This is a genomic window from Bradyrhizobium sp. HKCCYLRH2047, from assembly GCF_051168175.1.
Lineage (GTDB): Bacteria > Pseudomonadota > Alphaproteobacteria > Rhizobiales > Xanthobacteraceae > Bradyrhizobium.
Genome location: NZ_JBNPUM010000012.1, coordinates 17,774 through 36,378, shown reverse-complemented (window position 1 = coordinate 36,378; position 18,605 = coordinate 17,774). Strand labels below are relative to the sequence as shown.

The 18,605-nt window shown below is 68.0% G+C and carries 18 protein-coding genes; 13 read left to right on the top strand and 5 right to left on the bottom strand.

Going from position 1 to position 18,605, the window contains the following annotated elements; translation table 11 throughout:
* Positions 1–95 precede the first annotated feature (95 nt).
* The 7 genes from xylB (at position 96) to ACQR1D_RS25545 (ending at position 8,644) form a co-directional block, all read left to right on the top strand.
* The gene (gene xylB, locus ACQR1D_RS25575) at positions 96–1,553 is read left to right on the top strand and encodes a xylulokinase (protein ID WP_434894144.1); all 1,458 of its coding nucleotides are present in this window, start codon (positions 96–98) and stop codon (positions 1,551–1,553) included.
* Positions 1,550–2,872, top strand: a complete 1,323-nt coding sequence (xylA, locus tag ACQR1D_RS25570; protein ID WP_434894143.1) for a xylose isomerase — start codon at positions 1,550–1,552, stop codon at positions 2,870–2,872. The genes xylB and xylA overlap by 4 nt, the downstream gene beginning before the upstream one ends.
* Before the next feature lie 16 nt (positions 2,873–2,888).
* Entirely contained in the window at positions 2,889–3,674 is a 786-nt protein-coding gene (locus tag ACQR1D_RS25565) for an ATP-binding cassette domain-containing protein (protein WP_316183246.1), read from the top strand.
* On the top strand, positions 3,674–4,771 hold the full coding sequence (locus ACQR1D_RS25560) for an ABC transporter permease (protein WP_315802445.1): 1,098 nt from the start codon (positions 3,674–3,676) through the stop codon (positions 4,769–4,771). Before ACQR1D_RS25565 ends, ACQR1D_RS25560 begins: the two co-directional genes overlap by 1 nt.
* 82 nt (positions 4,772–4,853) lie before the next feature.
* Positions 4,854–5,789, top strand: a complete 936-nt coding sequence (locus ACQR1D_RS25555) for a sugar-binding protein (protein WP_434894142.1) — start codon at positions 4,854–4,856, stop codon at positions 5,787–5,789.
* A 131-nt stretch (positions 5,790–5,920) separates the two neighbouring features.
* Positions 5,921–6,799, top strand: coding sequence for a bifunctional helix-turn-helix transcriptional regulator/GNAT family N-acetyltransferase (locus ACQR1D_RS25550; protein ID WP_434894141.1), 879 nt, complete (start codon positions 5,921–5,923; stop codon positions 6,797–6,799).
* Positions 6,800–7,096: 297 nt separating this feature from the next.
* Positions 7,097–8,644 carry a L,D-transpeptidase gene (locus tag ACQR1D_RS25545; protein WP_434839748.1) on the top strand — a complete coding sequence of 516 codons (1,548 nt, stop codon included), beginning with the start codon at positions 7,097–7,099 and terminating at the stop codon, positions 8,642–8,644.
* Positions 8,645–8,700: 56 nt separating this feature from the next.
* Here ACQR1D_RS25545 and ACQR1D_RS25540 read toward each other — a convergent pair whose 3' ends face one another.
* Positions 8,701–9,369 carry a hypothetical protein gene (locus tag ACQR1D_RS25540; protein WP_315802449.1) on the bottom strand — a complete coding sequence of 223 codons (669 nt, stop codon included), beginning with the start codon at positions 9,367–9,369 and terminating at the stop codon, positions 8,701–8,703.
* 310 nt (positions 9,370–9,679) lie between these two features.
* Here ACQR1D_RS25540 and ACQR1D_RS25535 point away from each other — a divergent pair, with 310 nt between their 5' ends.
* Positions 9,680–10,597, top strand: a complete 918-nt coding sequence (locus ACQR1D_RS25535; RefSeq protein ID WP_434839747.1) for a PaaI family thioesterase — start codon at positions 9,680–9,682, stop codon at positions 10,595–10,597.
* 38 nt (positions 10,598–10,635) lie between these two features.
* Here the strand turns inward: ACQR1D_RS25535 and ACQR1D_RS25530 are convergent, their stop codons facing one another.
* Positions 10,636–10,989 carry a DUF2200 domain-containing protein gene (locus ACQR1D_RS25530; RefSeq protein ID WP_315802451.1) on the bottom strand — a complete coding sequence of 118 codons (354 nt, stop codon included), beginning with the start codon at positions 10,987–10,989 and terminating at the stop codon, positions 10,636–10,638.
* Between the two features lie 65 nt (positions 10,990–11,054).
* Complete coding sequence (locus ACQR1D_RS25525; RefSeq protein ID WP_434839746.1) at positions 11,055–12,581, bottom strand: alpha/beta hydrolase; 1,527 nt, start codon at positions 12,579–12,581, stop codon at positions 11,055–11,057.
* A gap of 165 nt (positions 12,582–12,746) precedes the next feature.
* Here ACQR1D_RS25525 and ACQR1D_RS25520 point away from each other — a divergent pair, with 165 nt between their 5' ends.
* The 3 genes from ACQR1D_RS25520 (at position 12,747) to ACQR1D_RS25510 (ending at position 15,197) form a co-directional block, all read left to right on the top strand.
* On the top strand, positions 12,747–13,466 hold the full coding sequence (locus tag ACQR1D_RS25520; RefSeq protein ID WP_434839745.1) for a RibD family protein: 720 nt from the start codon (positions 12,747–12,749) through the stop codon (positions 13,464–13,466).
* Positions 13,459–14,736, top strand: a complete 1,278-nt coding sequence (locus tag ACQR1D_RS25515) for a flavin monoamine oxidase family protein (protein WP_434839744.1) — start codon at positions 13,459–13,461, stop codon at positions 14,734–14,736. Before ACQR1D_RS25520 ends, ACQR1D_RS25515 begins: the two co-directional genes overlap by 8 nt.
* A gap of 74 nt (positions 14,737–14,810) precedes the next feature.
* Positions 14,811–15,197, top strand: a complete 387-nt coding sequence (locus tag ACQR1D_RS25510; RefSeq protein ID WP_434839743.1) for a VOC family protein — start codon at positions 14,811–14,813, stop codon at positions 15,195–15,197.
* Positions 15,198–15,221: 24 nt separating this feature from the next.
* Here the strand turns inward: ACQR1D_RS25510 and ACQR1D_RS25505 are convergent, their stop codons facing one another.
* Positions 15,222–16,154 carry a LysR family transcriptional regulator gene (locus tag ACQR1D_RS25505; protein ID WP_434839742.1) on the bottom strand — a complete coding sequence of 311 codons (933 nt, stop codon included), beginning with the start codon at positions 16,152–16,154 and terminating at the stop codon, positions 15,222–15,224.
* 122 nt (positions 16,155–16,276) lie between these two features.
* On the opposite strand from ACQR1D_RS25505, the gene ACQR1D_RS25500 reads away from it, so the two are divergent.
* Together ACQR1D_RS25500 and ACQR1D_RS25495 are read left to right on the top strand one after the other, a co-directional pair.
* Positions 16,277–16,630, top strand: coding sequence for a protocatechuate 4,5-dioxygenase subunit alpha (locus tag ACQR1D_RS25500; RefSeq protein WP_315782786.1), 354 nt, complete (start codon positions 16,277–16,279; stop codon positions 16,628–16,630).
* A gap of 5 nt (positions 16,631–16,635) precedes the next feature.
* On the top strand, positions 16,636–17,472 hold the full coding sequence (locus ACQR1D_RS25495) for a class III extradiol dioxygenase family protein (protein WP_316218335.1): 837 nt from the start codon (positions 16,636–16,638) through the stop codon (positions 17,470–17,472).
* Between the two features lie 412 nt (positions 17,473–17,884).
* Here the strand turns inward: ACQR1D_RS25495 and ACQR1D_RS25490 are convergent, their stop codons facing one another.
* Complete coding sequence (locus ACQR1D_RS25490) at positions 17,885–18,574, bottom strand: PadR family transcriptional regulator (RefSeq protein WP_316183258.1); 690 nt, start codon at positions 18,572–18,574, stop codon at positions 17,885–17,887.
* Between the last annotated feature and the right edge of the window lie 31 nt (positions 18,575–18,605).

The window sequence follows — 18,605 nt, the reverse complement described above, 5'->3', positions numbered from 1 at the left end:
GTCGTTTGCGTACGGAACGGGAAAGACCGAGGTGCTGGTTTCGAGGCGACAGCAGATCGCCGAAGCGCCTGGCGGTCGGTGGGAGGAGTGGAGTCGTGTTTCTCGGACTGGATGTCGGCACATCCGGCGTGAAGGCCGTGCTGGAGGACGAGGCGGGCGCGCTGATCGCAAGCGCCGGGCGTCCGCTGGCGCTGTCGCATCCGCAGCCGCTGTGGTCCGAGCAGAACCCGGATCACTGGGTCGAGGCCGTCATCGGCGCGGTCGATGATCTCGCGCGGGCGCGTCCGCGCGAGACCGCTGCCGTCAGCGGCATCGGCCTGTCCGGCCAGATGCACGGCGCGACCTTGCTGAACCGCACCGGTCGGCCGCTGCGGCCGGCAATCCTGTGGAATGACGGCCGCTCGCAAGCCGAATGCGCCGAGCTCGAACGCCGCTGCCCCGAACTGCATGCGATCGCCGGCAACCTCGCGATGCCCGGCTTCACCGCGCCGAAGCTCGTCTGGGTGGCGAAGCACGAGCCGAGGATATTTGCCGAGGTCGCGAAAGTGCTGCTGCCGAAGGCCTATGTGCGCTATCGGCTGTCCGGCGAGATGGTCGAGGACATGTCGGATGCGGCGGGCACCCTGTGGCTCGACGTCGGCGCGCGGCGCTGGTCGGAGAAACTGCTGGCGGCAACCGGGCTCGGTCTCGATCACATGCCGCGCCTGGTCGAGGGCAATGAGCGCAGCGCCGTGTTGTCGCCCGAGCTGGCGCGGCGCTGGGGCATGGGCGCTGACGTCGTGATCGCGGGCGGCGCCGGCGACAACGCGGCGAGCGCGATCGGGCTCGGCGCCATCACGCCCGGCGATGCATTCCTGTCGCTCGGCACATCGGGCGTGCTGTTCCGGGTGACCGACCGCTTCGCGCCGGTGCCGGAAGCGGCCGTGCATGCGTTCTGCCATGCGCTCGGCGGTCTCTGGCATCAGATGGGCGTGATGCTGTCGGCCGCGGCCTCGCTGGCGTGGCTGGCGCGCCTTCTCGAGACGCCGGAAGCCGCGCTGCTGGCGCCGCTCGGTATCAGCGTCGAACGTCCGAGCCCGGTGCAGTTCCTGCCTTATCTCGACGGCGAGCGCACGCCGCACAACGATGCCCATGCCGCCGGCGCCCTGGTCGGGCTGCGCAGCGCTGCCGGCCGCGCTGATCTCGTGCAGGCGGTGCTGGAGGGCGTGGCGTTCGCCTCACGCGACATGTTCGCCGCGCTCGCGCGCAGCGCGCAGCCGATCACAGAGCTCGATCTCGTCGGCGGCGGCTCGCGCTCTTTGTTGTGGGCGCAGATCATGGCCGACGTGCTCGGCGTCACCGTGCATCGCGTCGAGGAGGGCGAGGTCGGCGCCGCCATCGGTGCGTCCAGGCTCGGCCGTCTGGCCGCGACCGGCGAAGCCCCGGCCGATGTCTGCCGCAAGCCACAGCGGCTGCAGAGTTTCGAACCCCGCGCGCCGCAGCGCGCCGCCTACGACGACGCCTACGCGCAATGGCGCAAGCTCTATCCCGCTCTCAAGGAGTGCATCTCGTGAACGTCCAGGCTCCCTTCTTCCAGACCGGCGCGACCGTCAGCTATGTCGGGCCCGAGTCACGCAGCCCGCTGTCGTTCCGCTGGTACGACAAGGACCGTGTCATCCGGGGCAAGCGGATGGAGGATCATCTGCGCTTCGCGGTCTGCTACTGGCATTCGTTCTGCTGGCCGGGCAGCGATCCGTTCGGCGGCGAGACCTTCCTGCGGCCGTGGCAGCATGGCGACGATGCGCTGGCGATGGCGCGCGCCAAGGCCGACGTCGCGTTCGACTTGTTCCGGCTGCTCGACGTGCCGTTCTTCACCTTCCACGACGTCGATGCGGCGCCGGAAGGCGCGACGCTGAAGGAGTCGGTCGCCAATCTCAATGCGATCGGCGACCTGTTCGAGCAGAAGATGGCGTCTGCCAAGGTGCGGCTGCTATGGGGCACGGCCAATCTGTTCTCGCACCGCCGCTACATGGCGGGCGCCGCGACCAATCCGGATCCCGATGTCTTCGCCTATGCCGCCGGGCAGGTGCGCGCCGCGCTCGAGCTGACGCACCGCCTCGGCGGCGCCAACTACGTGCTGTGGGGCGGCCGCGAGGGCTATGAGACCCTGCTCAACACCGACATGAAGCGCGAGCTCGATCAGCTCGGCCGCTTCGTCTCGATGGTCGTCGAGCACAAGCACAAGATCGGCTTCAAGGGCCCGCTGCTGATCGAGCCGAAGCCGAAGGAGCCGACCAAGCACCAGTATGATTTCGATGTCGCCACCTGTTACGGCTTCCTCCAGCGCTATGACCTGCTCGACGACGTCAAGCTCAACATCGAGCAGAACCACGCCATCCTCGCCGGCCATTCGTTCCAGCACGAGATCGCGCTTGCGCAGGCGCTCGGCGTGTTCGGCTCGCTCGACATCAACCGCGGCGACGATCTCTTGGGCTGGGACACCGACCAGTTCGCGATGAACGTGCCGGAGCTGGCGCTGGTGTTCCACGACATGCTCAAGGGCGGCGGCTTCACCACCGGCGGGCTGAACTTCGACGCTAAGATTCGCCGGCAGTCGATCGATCCGGATGATCTGCTGCACGCCCATGTCGGCTCGATGGACGCCTGCGCGCGGGCGCTGATCGCGGCCGACGAGATGCTGACCGACAGCGCGCTGACCGCGCCGCTCGCAGCCCGCTACGCCGGCTGGGACGGCGAGGAGGGGCAGGCGATCCTCGCCGGCCGCCGCTCGCTTGCCGAGCTCGCCGACCGCGCCGCCGACACCGGCCTCGATCCGCAGCCGCGCTCCGGCCGGCAGGAATATCTCGAAAGCGTGGTGAACCGCTATGTCTGACGACAGCAGCCTGCGCATGTCCACGAACGAGGTTGGGCGCGCCGCGATGAGCACCGCCGCGCAGCCGGTGCTGGAGCTGAAGGGCCTCGGCAAGCAGTTCGGCGCGATCCGCGCGCTGCAGGGCGTGGATCTGACAATCGGCGCGGGCGAGGTTGTCGGCCTGATGGGCGACAACGGTGCCGGCAAGTCGACCCTGGTGCGTATCATCGCCGGCAACTTTCCGCCGAGCCAGGGCGCCATCCATTTCGGCGGCCGCGAGGTGCATTTCCATCGTCCGATGGATTCGCGCAGCGTCGGCATCGAGGTCGTGTACCAGGACCTCGCGCTGGCCAACAATCTCACCGCCGCCGCCAACGTGTTTCTCGGCCGCGAGCTGAAACGCAATTTCGGTCCCCTCGTGCTGCTCGACCACAAGGGCATGGAGGCGCGCGCGCTGGAGCTGTTCCGCGAGCTGCGCTCGGAGACGCGGCCGCACGATCTCGTCAAGGACATGTCGGGCGGCCAGCGCCAGGCGGTGGCGATCGCGCGCACGCGGCTGTCGAACGCCAAGCTGGTGATGATGGACGAGCCGACCGCGGCGATCTCGGTGCGTCAGGTCGAGCAGGTGCTGAGCCTGATCCATCGCCTGAAGGAGCAGGGCATCGCGGTGATCCTGATCTCGCACCGCATGCCCGACATCTTCGCGGTCTGCGATCGCGTCGTGGTGATGCGCCGCGGCGAGAAGAAGGCCGACAAGCCGGTCGGCGAGACCAGCCCCGAGGAAGTGACCGCGCTGATCACCGGCGCCAAGGAGGCGGCGTGATGTCCGTTCCATCCGAGACCAGCTCCGCCGGCACCGACGTCACCTTCACCAATGTCGGCGCCATCAGATGGTGGCATCGCGGCGTGTTCGCCTCGCAGACGGCCTACGTCACGCTGGCGCTCATCGCCCTCATCATCGTGATGAGCTTCGCCAGTCCCTATTTCCTGACCGAAGGCAATCTGCAGAACGTCGCCAAGAACTTCTCCTTCATCGCCATCGCGACGCTCGGCATCACCTTCGTGATCATCACCGGCGGCATCGACCTGTCGGTCGGCTCGATGATGTGCTTCGCGGCGATGATCACCTCGATGGTGATGACGACGCTGTCGACGCCGGGCATGCCGTTGTCCTCGCTGTTCGTGCATCTCGCCGCGGACGGCAAGACCGTCGTCGCCAACGTGCCCGGCCTGATCCTGATCGTCTCGGTGCTGGCCGGCCTTGCGGTCTCGCTGGTCGTCGGCCTCATCAACGGCGTCTGCATCGCCTTGCTCGGGCTGTCGCCGTTCGTGACCACGCTCGGCATGCTCTCGATCGTGCGCGGCCTGAGCTACGTGATCTCGAACGGCAAGGGCAGCTTCCCCGGCGGGCCGGACGCCGATTATTTCTACGCGCTGACGCAGGGTGACGTGTACGGCGTGCCGGCGCCCTTCATCTATCTGATGGCGCTGGCGCTGGTGATGGCGCTGGTGCTGCACCACACCGCGTTCGGCCGCCACGTGTTCGCGATCGGCGGCAACGAGAAGGCCGCGGAGCTCACCGGCGTCTCCGTGCCCCGCGTGAAGATCGAGGTCTATGTGATCGGCGCGCTGGCAGCCGGCCTGCAGGGCATCATCATCTCCGGCTGGCTCGGCTCGGCGCCTGCCAACATGGCGACGTCCTACGAGCTCAACGTGATCGCCGCGGCCGTGATCGGCGGCGCCAACCTCGCCGGCGGTCTCGGCGGCCCGCTCGGCGCCATCGTCGGCTGCGTGCTGCTCGAGGTGATCAGGAACGGGCTGGTGCTGGCGCAGGTCAATTCCTACTGGCAGCAGACGCTGGTCGGCGTGATCATCATCGCCGCCGTGCTGGTCGACCGCATCCGCGCCCGCCTGCTGTGACGAATACTGGCCGGGATGACAATCACGTCTATCCTCACCCGGAACAGACAATCATCAGGGATAGACATGGAGGAGGGAACCCATGAAGAAGCTGCTCTTTGCGGTCGCGTCGCTCGCGATCATGCTGGCCCCGGCGCAGGCCGAAACCAAATATCGTTTCGCCATCGTGCCGAAGGCGATGAACAACCCGTTCTTCGACGTCGCGCGCGACGGCTGTTTGAAGCGCGCCAAGGAGCTCGGCAATGTCGAGTGCATCTACAAGGGTCCGGTCGAGCACGAGCCGGCCACGCAGGCGCAGATCATCCAGGACTTCATCACCCAGAAGGTCGACGGCCTCGCCATCTCGGTCGCCGACGTTCCATCGATGACGAAATCGATCGAGGCGGCGACCGCCGCCGGCATTCCCGTCATCACTTTCGACGCCGATGCGCCGGGCTCCAAGCGCCTCGCCTATATCGGCACCAACAACAAGGACTTCGGCCTCGCGCTCGGCAAGCAGCTGCGGGAGCTCCGGCCTGACGGCGGCAAGTACGCCATCGTCTCCGGCGGTCCCGGCGCCAAGAACCTCGCCGAGCGTGTCGACGGCGTGCGCGAGGCGCTGAAGGGCTCGAAGTGGACGGAAGTGGCCGGTTCGCCGACCTTCTGCAACGACGATCCCGCGCTCGCCGTGCAGCAGATGGCCGACCTGCGCATCGCGACGCCGGACCTCGGCGCGATCGTGCCGATCGGCGGCTGGCCGATGTTCGCACCCGAGGGCTACAAGGCCTTCGTCAACAAGAACAAGAAGGACATCGACGCCGGCAAGCTGACGCTGGTCGTGGCCGACACGCTGAAGATGCAGCTCGAGCTGCTGCGCGACGGCTATTCCAACGCGCTGACCGGCCAGCGTCCGTTCGAGATGGGCGAGAAGGCGATGGACACGCTGCTCGCGATCAAGAAGGGCGAGAAGGTGCCTGAGGTGATCTACACGGGTCTCGACCTCGTCACCAAGGACAACGTCGCCAAGCTCCTGAACTGAGTTCCTCCCGGGGAAAACCTGGCGGTCCGGCATCCGGCTTCGGCCGGCGGCTGGGCCGCCCTTTTTTGTTTGCAGTCGGCGTGATTGTCTCCGCGTTGACATCGCGAGTTATCTGACTTAGGTCAGATATCATGCTCGACCCAATCTCCCGCATCCGCCGCTTCAACCGCGCCGTCACCTCGGAGGTCGGCGCGCTCGACACCTCGTTTCTCGGGCGGGGTCGGCCGCTCGGCGCGGCCCGCGTGCTCAACGCGATCGGCCACGGCCGCAGCGACGTCGCCGAGTTGCGCGACTATCTCGCGCTCGATTCCGGGCTGATGAGCCGGCTGCTGCGCGGCCTGGAGGAGGAGGGGCTGGTGACGACCCGGCCGCATCCCGACGACGCGCGCCGCCGCATCGCCAGGCTCACCGCAGGCGGCCGGCGCGAATTCGAGGCCTATGAGACGCTCTCCAACGCTCAGGCGGAGTCGATGCTGGCGCGGTCGAACCAGCCCGAGGCGCTGCTTGCCGCCATGGACATGGTAGCCGCCGCACTGGGCCGCAGCCGCATCACGATCGGGGAGACCGATCCCAGGAGCGAACAGGCGCGCTACTGCCTCGGCGAATACTACGCCGAGCTGTCACGCCGGTTCGAGCGCGGCTTCGACGTCGCGCTGTCGCGCGATCCCGATGCCGCCGACATGACGTCGCCGCGCGGCGCCTTCTTCGTCGCGCTGTCGGACGGCCTGCCGCTCGGCTGCGTCGGGCTGAAGGGCAGCGGCGGCGATGCCGCCGAGATCAAGCGGCTCTGGGTCGCGCCCGCCGCGCGCGGCCTCGGCCTCGGCCGCCGCCTGATGGATGCGGCCGAAGCGGCTGCGCGCAAGCTTTCGATCAGCCTTCTTCGCCTCGACACCAACAGCGCGCTCGCCGAGGCCATGCAGCTCTATCGCCGCACCGGCTGGACCGAGATCGACCGCTTCAACGACGACCCCTATCCGGACTTGTTCTTCGAGAAGCGGATTTCAGGTTGATCTCGCGGCGCCTGCGCCTTGCGGTTCTCCAGGCCGAGCCACGGACCCGATCGCCCTGTTCGGCGTTAAGCGATGGGCAACCGGTGGGGTGGTGGAATGCGGGTCTTGGGGGCGTGCGACGGAAGGGCGCGTCCCAAGTCCGATTCGTTGCCCGATCCTGCCCCAATTGCGGCGAGCGGAAAGCCGATGACATCAGGACGCGCCTTCGCCTCACTTCACCCCAAGACATGATCGAGCGTATAGATCGTCCTGCGCCGATCGCGCCGGCGGAACAGCAATGACGATTCGGGAAACAGCATGGCGACACGATCCACGGCGGCTCAGAACCTTGCAGCGATGCGGCGTCGGGGAGCGCTCCTGACGACTCTCGCGGCTGCCACCGTGCTGGCGCTGGCCGGATCCGAGGCCGGTGCACGGCAGGCGCGTCCGGCGCCGGTGACCGAGGCGACGGCGCCGCGCGCGCATGGCGATCCGATCATGGCGATCGTGTCGATCAAGGCGCAGAAGGTGACGTTCTACGACGCCGATGGCTGGATCTGGCGCGCGCCGGTCTCGACCGGCGTCTCCGGCCGCGAGACGCCGGCCGGCGTGTTCGCCATCATCGAGAAGGACAAGGACCACCACTCGACGCTCTACGACGATGCCTGGATGCCGAACATGCAGCGCATCACCTGGAATGGTGTGGCGCTGCACGGCGGGCCGCTGCCTGGCTATGCCGCCTCGCATGGCTGCGTCCGCATGCCCTATGGCTTTGCCGAGAAGCTGTTCGATCGGACCTGGATCGGCATGCGGGTGATCATCGCGCCGGGTGACCCGGCGCCGGTCGAGTTCTCCCATCCCGCCTTGTTCGTACCAAATGCGCAGGCGCTCGCCGCGGTGCCCTCGCGGGCCGCGACGCTTGGCCACGAAGCCGAGGACGCCGCCAAGAGCGCCGACGAGGCCAAGGCGGCGGCCGCCGCGGCCGAGCGCGAGGCCAAGGCGCTGAAGACGTCCTTGCGCAAGCTGGAGCAGGCCAAGGCACGCGCCGAGGCCGAGCTCAAATTCGCCGACAGGAAGCTAGGCGCCGCCAAGACCGATCAGGCCAGGACGCTGGCCGAGGATGCGAAGCAGAAGGCCGCCGCCAAGGCGACCGACGCGGCAGCGCAGCTCGAGGCCGCGAAGTCGGACGCGACCGTGAAGCTCGCAGCGGCGACCTCGACCAAGGACGCCGCCAAGGCGGCGGCGGCCAGGAAGACCGAGACGAGCAAGGCCGCGACCGACGCCAGGCTCGCGACCGAGCCGGTCGCGGTCTATATCAGCCGGTCGACGCAGATGCTCTATGTCAGGCGCAACACGCACAAGCCGGCCCCCGATGGCGGCGGCGAGGTGTTCGACACCTCGATCGAGGCCCCGGTGACCATCCGTGATCCCGACCGGCCGATCGGAACGCATGTGTTCACCGCGGTGGCGCAGGACGGCGCGGGGCTGCGCTGGACGGCGGTGACCATCGACGACGGCGACACCGCCAAGGACGCGCTCGACCGCATCACCATTCCGAAGGACGTGCTCGACCGCATCGCGCCGACGGCGGTGCCGCGCTCCTCGATCATCGTCTCGGACGAGCCGCTGTCGAGCGAGACCAACTACCGGACCGAGTTCGTGGCGGTGCTGAGCAACCAGCCGCAGGGCGGCTTCATCACGCGGCGGCCGACGACCAATGCCGATGTCGTCGCCAGCGGGGACGAATATGACGATGGCTTCGGCAGCTTCTTCCAGCGCAGCTGGGATGGCCAGCCCGTCGCGGCGCCGCGTCGTCGCGGGCCGCCTCCGACCTACTACCGGCCGGTGCAGCCGGGCTGGTGGTGACCAGCCGGGCTGATGCCTGACCGCGATTCGCGGGTCAGGCCGGGTGGCACTTCAAATCAGTTGCGGCCTGCGGGGAGGACGCCGGGCCACTGCATCAGGAAGGGCTGCGGCTCGTGCTGCGCCTCGGCCGCGCGCGCTACGCGCCTGACACGGTGAGGCCTGCGGGAGATCGAGCTGGTCGCTTCGCGCGCGGTCTCGATGCGCGCCAACTGCTGACGCATCTCGCCGGTGGAGGTCCGGAGCTGCTCGATGGACATGTCGCTGTTCGCGGCGGCGGTGCGCAGCCCGCTCAGCTCGGTCGCCGCATCTTCCTGGGCACCGCGGAGGCGGACCGCCTGGCGCTTCAGCAGCGCGAGATCGGACTCGATCTTGTCGGCCGTATCGCGGCGGCGCGCCTCGGTCTCGTCGGCGGCGGTGCGCAGAGTGGCCAGGCCGGTCTCGGTCGTGGTGAGGCTGGCGCGCAATTGCATGAGCTCGCCGGAGGTGTCGCTCTGGCGGTCGCGCAACTGGGCGGTCTCGGCCTTGAGCTGCGCCAGCTCCGATGTCAGCGTGGCGACGCGGGTCTCGAGCGAAGGCGCTCCGTTACCGAAGGAGAAGCTGTTGGCGCCGCCGCTGCTCCACCACATCGCGCCGGCGCTGGCAACGAGCGCCAGGCTCAGGACAATTCGTAGAGAGGCCGTGCCGCTGCTCGGCGGGGCGTCCGGCGTCTTGGTGGATCTGCGCATCGACGGGGTCTCCGGGATTTGATGGAGACAATTATGATCATATTAAGGTTGCCAATGTTCTAAGCGCGCCGCGCCGGTGGAACATTTCATCCACGTAGTTTTGCGGAATGCGGTCCCGGCGCCGAGCTGCAAGGCCGTGCGGTGCGCGCTGCTGCACGTCGGTCTCGCGGCGCGCGTCGTGAACGTGGTCGGCGGTGCAGAACGGTGCGGAGGCGGGAGCAGCGGTGGTCCGGGGCGGATCGTTCGCACACAACGCAGATGTGCCGGAAAAAGACTTCGTGCCTCCGTGCGATCATGCTCTAAATCGCGCATGTCCGACCTTCCGCCTACCGCCGCACCGCCGGCATTCGACGCACTCGCCGGGGCCATCAGGAATCGCCGCTCGGTCTACGGCCATATCAGCGGGCTCAGGATGGACCGCTTCGCGCCCGGCGAGGCCTGGTCGACCCTGCCTTATCGTCCCGTGTTCGTCGGCGACAGCGAGACCGGCGTCATCCATGGCGGCGTCGTCACCGCGATGCTCGACGAGAGCTGCGGCATGGCGGTGCAGCTCGCGCTCGACGGCAGCCGGGCGATCGCCACGCTCGATCTGCGCATCGACTATCAGAAGCCGGCGACCCCCGGGCTCGACATCAAGGCGCATGCCGTGTGCTTCCGCGTCACGCGCTCGATCGCCTTCGTGCGCGCCACCGCCTATCAGGAGGAAGAAAGCGAACCGGTCGCGACCGCGACGGCCTGTTTCATGATCGGCGCCAACCGCACCAACATGCTGACCGATCGCCCGGCGTTCACCGGCGCGCCGCCACCGCTCGAGGCGCCTGAGGATCCGACGGGGCCGTTCGCCACCAGTCCGTTCGCGCGCTGTCTCGGCATTCGTCTCGCCGAGAACGAGACGCTGATGATGCCGTTCTCGCAGCAGATCATCGGCAATCCCGTGTTGCCGGCGATCCACGGCGGCATGACCGGCGCATTCCTCGAAACCGCGGCGATCATCACCGTGATGCGCGAGCTCGGCGCGTCGGCGCCGCCGAAGCCGATCGGCCTCACCATCAACTATCTCCGTTCGGGGCGCGCGCTCGACAGCATCGCGTCGGCGTCGATCGTCAAGCAGGGCCGCCGCGTCGTCGCCTTCGAGGCCCGCGCCTGGCAGGACGATGATACGAAGCCGATTGCCACCGCATTCGGGCATTTCATGCTGCGGCAGGCGCCGGGGCAGGAGCAGGACTGAGGCTTGGGTTTGCACGACCGCCGCCGCGCGCTTGGCGCTCACGGCGTGCGCAGGATCTTGTCCATCGCCTTTCCGCGCGCCAGCTCATCGACCAGCTTGTCCAGGTAGCGGATTTCGCGCATCGTCGGCTCCTCGACGTCCTCCACGCGGACGCCGCAGACCACGCCCTTGATCAGGGAGCGCGCCGGATTCATGGCCGGCGCCCGCGTAAAGAAGGTCTCGAAGTCCGTCTGTCGGTCCACTTCGGCGTCGAGCTGTTTCTGATCGTAGCCCGTCAGCCAGCAGATGATCTGATCGACCTCGGCCTTGGTTCGTCCTTTCTTTTCCCCCTTCGCGACGTAGAGCCGGTACACGCTCGCGAAGCTCGTCGTGTAGATGCGGTGTTTCGCCATGAGTGCTCCCTGTCCGTCATTGGTATCATGATGTAGCCCCTTCGTGCACCGGGGAAACCGGAGCGCTAGCCCGGCAGGAACATCGGGAACGATACGCCGAGCGACCACGCCAGGATCAGGCCGAGACCGATGCCCTCGGCCATCGGCGAGCCGGTCCGGCGGCCGACGCAGCCGCCGATCAGTCCGAACACGACGAAGAACAGCACGATCACCGGGACGATGATGAGCAGGAAGAACAGCCGCCTGAAATCGAGCGCGACCGCGCCGCCGAGCGAGGCCAGTAACGCGGTCCGGATCCACACCGTGCGCCACAGCGCGGCGTGCCCGCCCTGGTTGGCGATGCTGTCGGCCAGCATGCAGGGCACTGCGCCCACGGCGATCGCCGCGATGATCGGCAGGCGGGCGGCGATCGGCATGAACGAGGCGACGTAGCGGTCGAGCGCGCCACCGAAACCGAAGATGCCATAGGCGGCCAGCACCAGCGCCGCGAGCCGGGCTACGCGGCCGAAGCGAACACCCTGCATGCGCAGCAGCGACAGCGACAGCGCGCCGTATACGAAGAGATGAACGGCGAGGTAGTCGGCGACGAGCACGGGCAGGAAATGCGTGTCGACGAATCGCAGCACGACCGGAGTGACTGCCGCGGGCACGAGCGTGGCGATCGCAAGCTGACGCGGCGGAATCGAAGGCGGCGGCGCATCGCCCTTCGGCAGCAGCGCGGCCAACGGCCAGGCCAGCAGTACGATGCCGGCCAGCAGCAGCGCGATCGGGCCGCCGGTCGCCGCCACCGGCCCGCTGCTGGTGCGCCCGAACACGCGATCCAGCCAGTCGCGCGCCTCGCGCAGCGCGGTCGTCGAATACAGCACGCTCACGTGTTCGACTCCGGGCGCGACGACGGCGCGGCGTCCGCCGTTGTCCGCGGGATCGCCCACGGTGTCGCCCTCGCGCGCGGCGGGATCGGCGAGCCGGAGGTTACGCAGCGCGTCCCTGCGCAGGGCCGTCTCCCATTCGCCGGTGATGATCAGCAGATTGCGCGGCGCGCTCGGCGTGACGGCCTCGGAAAACATCGAGATCGCCACCGTTGCCCTGATCCGTGGGTCGGCCAGGGCCTGGCGTACGATGATGTCGGAAGCCATCGAGTGCCCGAGCAGGGCCACCCGGCCGTCATTGCCCGGCAGGGACAGCGCGGCGTCGGTGACGCGGCCGATCTCGCTCATCAGCTTCCTCGTCGTGCCGTCGATGCGGGTGACGTCGCCCGACATCGGCGTCGGATTGCGGCCATGCCCCTCGAAATCGAACGAGACCGCGACATAGCCGGCGCGCGCCAAGGTCAGCGCATAGGCTTCCATGAATTGGCGCGAGCCCGCAAAGCCGTGGGCAATGACGACGACGGGCGACGCAGCCGCTCCGTCGCGCCGATAGACGGTGACGGGAGTGGAGCCCGCCTGCAGCGGGGTGATCGAGATGCCCATGCGCTCGGCTTCGAGGCGCCAGAGTCCGGCGACGCAGAGCGCGAGGCCGGCAAGCGCTGCAGCCAGCAGGGCTGCCCCGCGCAAACCGATGGCGTCCCGTCTGCGCGCCGCAGCGTCCATGATTGGCTCCGTTTGCAGCCGAAACTAGCGCAGGAATGTGCGCCATAACAACGACGCCGCAGGCGAGCGGCGTGGCCGCGATCGAACGAAACGCACGCCGCTTCGTTGACAACGCCGCCGCACCGATATTCGGTGACCCCCGTTTGGCGGCGACAAGGAGGATGCATGAAACCGGAAGTCATCTGCCTGATGGCGTCGAGCGTCGACGGCCGCACGTTGCCGAGCCGCTGGCGTCCGAAGGGATCGGGCGATCTGTTCGAGCAGGTGCATGACCAGCTCGGCGGCGACGCCTGGCTGATTGGCCGCGTCACCGGCCAGGAATTCGCCAAGGGCTCGGCCTATCCCGCCGAGACCACCGAGCGCTTCCCGCGCACCCATTGGATCGCGCGGCCCGGCGCCAAGGCCTACGGCATCGTGCTCGATCCCCATGGCAAGATCTGCTGGGGCCGCTCCGACATCGGCGGCGATCCGATCGTCGTCGTGCTGACCGAGGCCGTGTCCGATGCGCATCTCGCGGGACTGCGCGGCGAAGGCGTGTCCTACGTCTTCGCCGGCCAGTCGAAGCTCGATCTCCAGCGCGTGCTCGACATCGTCGCGCAGGAGCTCGGCGTGAAACGGCTGCTGCTCGAAGGCGGCGGCGGCGCCAACGGCGCGTTCCTGCGCGCCGGTCTGGTCGACGAGTTCAACCTCGTTCTGTGTCCGGCGGTGGATGGCGCCAAGGGGGCGCCCAGCGTGTTCGATTCGACGGAAGCCGAGTCCGGCATGCGCGCGCCGATCACGGCGATGACGCTCGAAAGCAGCACGGCGCTGGAGGGCGGCGCGCTGTGGCTGCGCTACAAGATCACCAACGGCTCGGCCATGCCGGCCCAGGCAAGTCATGGCTGAGCGGCGAATGCACATCATCATCGTCGGTGCCGGTGCCGCAGGCCTGATGGCCGCGCGCGAGCTGGCCCGCGCCGGCCTGCAGGTGACGCTACTGGAAGCGCGTGACCGCTGCGGCGGACGCATCCATCCGCTGCCCGCGAGCAGGTTCGGATATCGCGCGGATGCCGGCGCGGAATTCATCCATGGCGAGGCGCCGGTCACCCATTCGCTGATGGCGGAGGCGGGGCTGGCCTCGACGCCGGTCGATGGCACGCGCTGGTACGTGGCGGATGGCGCGTTCTCGCGCGAGGATCCCGCCGATCGGCAGATGCGCCAGTTGCACCGCGTGGCGCGGCAGCTCGCCGAGGACATGACCGTGACGGCGCTGCTCGACCGGCATTTCGCCGGCGCGGAGTTCGCCGCCCTGCGCAAATCCGTGCTCGGGATGGTGCAGGGCTATGACGCGGCCGATCCCGCCCGTGCCAGCGTGTTCGCGCTGCGCGACGAATGGATGGGCGGCGAGCGCGGCGCTCAGGCGCGCATCGTCGGCGGCTACGCGGCGCTGCTCGATCATCTCCTGGCGGAGTGCCGGGCGCATGGCGTGGCGATGCAGCTCGAGGCGGTGGTGCGCGCGGTGGAGAGCGCCGATGATGGTGTCGTCGTGCGCTGCGCCGACGGCCGCGCGCAGCGCGGCGATCGCGTCATCCTGACCGTGCCGCTGCCGCTGCTGCGAACCATCGCGCTGCCGCCTTCCATGCGTCCGCAATTGGCCGCCGCCGAAACCATCGGCTTCGGCAACGTCATCAAGCTGCTGCTGCGCTTCGAGCGGCGGTGGTGGCGCGAGGCCCGGACCGAGGATCTTTCGGACATGCTGTTCGTGCTGTCCGATGCCGACGTGCCGGTGTGGTGGACGCAGCATCCGAACGATGACGCGGTGCTGACTGGCTGGCTCGCCGGGCCGCCGGCCGCTGCCTTCGCCGCGTGCGACGTGGACGTGCTGATCGAAAAAGGGCTTTCGGCGCTCGCAAACATCTTCTCACGGCCCTTGGGCTCGCTGAAGCGGCAACTCGTCGCGTCTCATGTCACGGATTGGGCGAAGGATCCGTTCGCGTGCGGCGCCTATTCCTACGCGACGCTGACCTCGCGCGAGGCGCAGGACATGCTCTCGCACTGGGATGGCGGACAGGTGCTGATCTCCGGCGAGGCGTTGTATCGCGGCCGCGACATGGGAACGGTCGAGGCGGCGCTGGCGAGTGGGCAACGGACGGCGCGGCGCATCCTCGCGATGTGAGCGTGCCGCGTGCATCGTTGCGCCGTCCTGCCGGCGGAGCTAGCATTCGGCCGTCATCATCGATGAGGATCGCCATGCTCGACCACGTCGGCTTCCCCGTTTCCGACTTTGCCCGCGCCAAGGCGTTCTATGCGGCGGCGCTGGCGCCGCTCGGCTACGTCCTGATGATGGAGATCACCGACGCGCAGACCGGCGGCCACGGTGATCACGCCGGCTTCGGCGACGGCCGTCCGGATTTCTGGATCGGCACCGGCGGGACGGCCGCGACCTCGACGCATGTCGCGTTCCACGCCAAGGATCGCGCCACGGTCGATGCATTCTATCAGGCGGCGATCGCGGCAGGCGGACGCGACAACGGCGCGCCTGGACTGCGGCCGCATTATCACGAGAACTATTACGGCGCGTTCGTGCGCGACGCCGACGGCAACAACATCGAGGCGGTGTGCCATACGCCGGGGTGAGGGCCGCTCACCTCTCGGGATGAGTCACGCCATGATGGGCATGTGCTCGGCCGCAGCGGCGAGGCTCGGCGCGACCACGATCTCGAGCTGCTGGCGCAGCCAGCGGTGCATCGGATCCTCGTGGTGGCGCAGGTGCCAGACCATGTACATCGGCATCGCCGGGCAGGGGACCGGCACCGGCGCGACCGCGAGGCCGCGCAGCATGTAGGCGCGCAGCAGGCTCGGCAGGGTCGCGATCATGCGGCTGCCGCGCAGGAACGGCCCGATGCCGCCGAAGCCGGGAACCTGCGCCGCGAAGCGCCGGACGATGCCGCGCTCGGCGAGGACCTCGTCGATGTCGAGCCGGCGTCGCGGCTCGTACAGCACGGTGACATGGTCGCTGGCGAGATAGTCTTCCAGGCTTTCCGGCGGCTCGCGCTGGCCCGCATCGTAGAACACGCGATAGCTGTCCTCGAACAGCCGCTTCTGCAGGATGTCGCTGCCCTCGGGCGGGCGCGGCGTGATGATCAGCTGGCAGTGTTCTTCGCGCAGCATTTCCGGCACCGGTGCGCCTGAAGGGATCACCCGCAGGCTGAGGCCCGGCGCCTGCGCGCGGGCGTAGCGGAGCAGGGACGGCAGCAGCAGGTCGCGCTGCAGATCATTGGCCGCGATCGTCACCTGCGCGGAGATTTTCGCCGGCTCGAACGCGGCGGTGTGCGAGAAGCTCCGGAGATCGTCGAGCAGCGCGCGGGCGCGCAACGCCAGGAGCTGCGCATGCGCGGTCGGCACGATGCCGCGGCCGGACTTCACGAACAGCGGATCGCCGGTGATCGCGCGCAGCTTGTCGAGCAGATGGCTGACGGCCGACTGCGTGACGCCGAGCCGCTGCGCGGCGCGCGTCACCGAGCCTTCCTCGATGACGGCGAGCAGCAGCTGCAGCAGGTGGCCGTCGAGGTCCAAATGATCGAATTGGCTCATGGATCAGATCGGCCGCGCGGCCTTTATCGGGGATGTCTGTCGGCGATACTGGCGGCACGAACCGGCGCCGCGTTTGATCCAGATCAAGCGTGGTCGTCGTAACACGAACAGGGGAGGCGACGATGTCCGCCACGTCAGCCCGGCAGCCCGTGCCCGGCACCACCATCTTCGACGGCGAGCAGGCGCGCAAAGGCTACGCGCTCAACAAGATGTGCTACTCGTTCAACGATGCCGCCAACCGCAAGGCCTTCGTCGCCGACGAGGACGGCTATTGCGCCAAATATGGCCTCAATGCCCAGCAGCGCGCGGCGATCAAGAACCGCAACGTGCTGGAGCTGATCGAGGCCGGCGGCAACGCCTATTACCTCGCCAAGTTTGCCGGCATCTTCGGGCTCGACATGCAGGACATCGGCGCGCAGCAGACCGGCCTGACGAAAGAGCAGTTCAAGGCCAAGCTTCTGGCGGCGAGGGGGTAATCGTCATGGCAAAGATCGTCGGCTGCATCACCACCTCCCACGTTCCGGCCATTGGCGGCGCAATCGCCAAGGGCCTGCAACAGGATCCGTATTGGAAACCGTTCTTCGACGGCTTCCCGCATGTGCGCGAATGGCTCGCCAGGGTGAAGCCGGATGTCGTCGTGCTCGTCTACAACGACCATGGCCTCAACTTCTTCCTTGACAAGATGCCGACCTTCGCGGTCGGCGCGGCCGACAGCTACAGCAATGCCGACGAGGGCTGGGGCATTCCGCAGACCGCGCCGTTCAAGGGCGACAGCGAATTGTCGTGGCACCTGATCGAGCATCTGGTGAAGGAGGATTTCGACCTCACGACCTGCCAGGAGATGGCGGTCGATCACGCCTTCACCCTGCCGATGGCGCTGTGCTGGCCGGATCAGAAATGGCCGGTGCGGGTGGTGCCGGTCGTCGTCAACACGGTGCAGGCGCCGCTGCCATCGGCTGCACGCTGCTACAAGCTCGGTCAGGCGCTGGCGCGGGCGATCGAATCCTGGCCTGGGGATGAGCGCGTCGTCGTGATGGGCACCGGCGGCCTGTCGCACCAGCTCGACGGCGAGCGGGCCGGCTTCATCAACAAGGATTTCGATGAGAAGTTCATGGCCAGCATGGTCGACGATCCCTCGTGGGCGACGAAGTATTCGACCACCGAGCTGGTCGAGCTGTCGGGCACCCAGGGCGTCGAGCTGCTGAACTGGATGGTGGCGCGCGGCACCTTGCCGGAGAAGGTCCGCAAGGAGCATTCCAACTATCACATCCCGATCTCCAACACGGCGACGGGACTGATGGTGCTGGAGCCGGTGTAGCGGCTCTTGCGGGATCCTGGTGCGGACGGTGATGACCGAGAGCCGTTCCGCCAATGACCATCACGCGGTATGGGTCCCGGCGCAAGGCCGGGACGACAGCAGTGTGTTTGGCTCGACTAGGCCGCATCAACGGTGTCGTCCCGGCGAACGCCGGGACCCATACCGCGGATGCTATCGAGGAACGTCGCTATCAGTCGCCTGTCTCATCGCGACCCGATGTTAGCAGTCTTGGCTAAAGGCCGGGACGACAGCAGATGTTTTGGATGAGGGGAGTATGGTTTCTCAACCGACGCTTCCCGCGTGGCTGCCCCTCTCCCCGTGAAGAACGGGGAGAGGGAGCGCACCGTCTGCACGGCGCAAGCACGGATATCAATTCCGGCTGCTACGCCTCCGCTTCTGGCTGATGTTGATGTCAGCTCGCCGCGCCGTCGTCATCGCCCTGGATCTCGGCGATGGCCCGGGTGAGGATGTCGCTGACACGCTTGGCCTCGTCCTCGCTCCAACCCTGCCGGTGCATCTTGAGCGCCATCTTCAGCGTCTGCACCGTCTGCAGCACCTGCTCGGGCGGGCGCATGCCGCCCATGGTGCGGGCCATGATGCGCAGCCGGCTGAGCAGACCTTCGATCGCCGCCTCGTCGTCCTTCAGCGCCTGGCGTCCGGCGTCGGTGATCGCGAACAGCTTCTTGCCACCCTCGCTTGAGGCGGCTTCGATCTGGCCCATGTCCTCGAGGAGGCTGAGGATCGGATAGACCGAGCCCGGGCTCGGCGAATAGGCGCCGCCGACCAGCTGCTCGACCGCCTTGATCAGCTCGTAGCCATGGCGCGGCTTCTCGCCGATCAGCCACAGCAGCAGGCTGCGCAGGTCGCCGGGGCCGAAGAAGCGCCCGCCGCCACGTCCGAATTCCTCGCGCCCGCCACGGCGACCGTCCCGTTCGAACAGGCCGGGACCGCGATGGCGGCCGAATCCGGGGCCGCGCCCGCTGAGCCGGATGTCCTCGCAGGTCTCGCCGAAGCCATGCCGCTCATGCCGTCCGCGTTGCGCCCAACCGCGCTCTTCGTCGTCGCGGCGAGAAGGTCCGAATTTCCAATGATGATGTCTCATACGATATGATCTCCCGTTCGTACAAACGATA

Coding starts and splice junctions, on each gene's coding strand:
- ACQR1D_RS25565 (WP_316183246.1), top strand. CDS start 2,889: ATGTCCACGAACGAGGTTGGGCGCGCCGCGATGAGCACCGCCGCGCAG.
- ACQR1D_RS25560 (WP_315802445.1), top strand. CDS start 3,674: ATGTCCGTTCCATCCGAGACCAGCTCCGCCGGCACCGACGTCACCTTC.
- ACQR1D_RS25555 (WP_434894142.1), top strand. CDS start 4,854: ATGAAGAAGCTGCTCTTTGCGGTCGCGTCGCTCGCGATCATGCTGGCC.
- ACQR1D_RS25550 (WP_434894141.1), top strand. CDS start 5,921: ATGCTCGACCCAATCTCCCGCATCCGCCGCTTCAACCGCGCCGTCACC.
- ACQR1D_RS25545 (WP_434839748.1), top strand. CDS start 7,097: ATGGCGACACGATCCACGGCGGCTCAGAACCTTGCAGCGATGCGGCGT.
- ACQR1D_RS25540 (WP_315802449.1), bottom strand. CDS start 9,369: ATGCGCAGATCCACCAAGACGCCGGACGCCCCGCCGAGCAGCGGCACG.
- ACQR1D_RS25535 (WP_434839747.1), top strand. CDS start 9,680: ATGTCCGACCTTCCGCCTACCGCCGCACCGCCGGCATTCGACGCACTC.
- ACQR1D_RS25530 (WP_315802451.1), bottom strand. CDS start 10,989: ATGGCGAAACACCGCATCTACACGACGAGCTTCGCGAGCGTGTACCGG.
- ACQR1D_RS25525 (WP_434839746.1), bottom strand. CDS start 12,581: ATGGACGCTGCGGCGCGCAGACGGGACGCCATCGGTTTGCGCGGGGCA.
- ACQR1D_RS25520 (WP_434839745.1), top strand. CDS start 12,747: ATGAAACCGGAAGTCATCTGCCTGATGGCGTCGAGCGTCGACGGCCGC.
- ACQR1D_RS25515 (WP_434839744.1), top strand. CDS start 13,459: ATGGCTGAGCGGCGAATGCACATCATCATCGTCGGTGCCGGTGCCGCA.
- ACQR1D_RS25510 (WP_434839743.1), top strand. CDS start 14,811: ATGCTCGACCACGTCGGCTTCCCCGTTTCCGACTTTGCCCGCGCCAAG.
- ACQR1D_RS25505 (WP_434839742.1), bottom strand. CDS start 16,154: ATGAGCCAATTCGATCATTTGGACCTCGACGGCCACCTGCTGCAGCTG.
- ACQR1D_RS25500 (WP_315782786.1), top strand. CDS start 16,277: ATGTCCGCCACGTCAGCCCGGCAGCCCGTGCCCGGCACCACCATCTTC.
- ACQR1D_RS25495 (WP_316218335.1), top strand. CDS start 16,636: ATGGCAAAGATCGTCGGCTGCATCACCACCTCCCACGTTCCGGCCATT.
- ACQR1D_RS25490 (WP_316183258.1), bottom strand. CDS start 18,574: ATGAGACATCATCATTGGAAATTCGGACCTTCTCGCCGCGACGACGAA.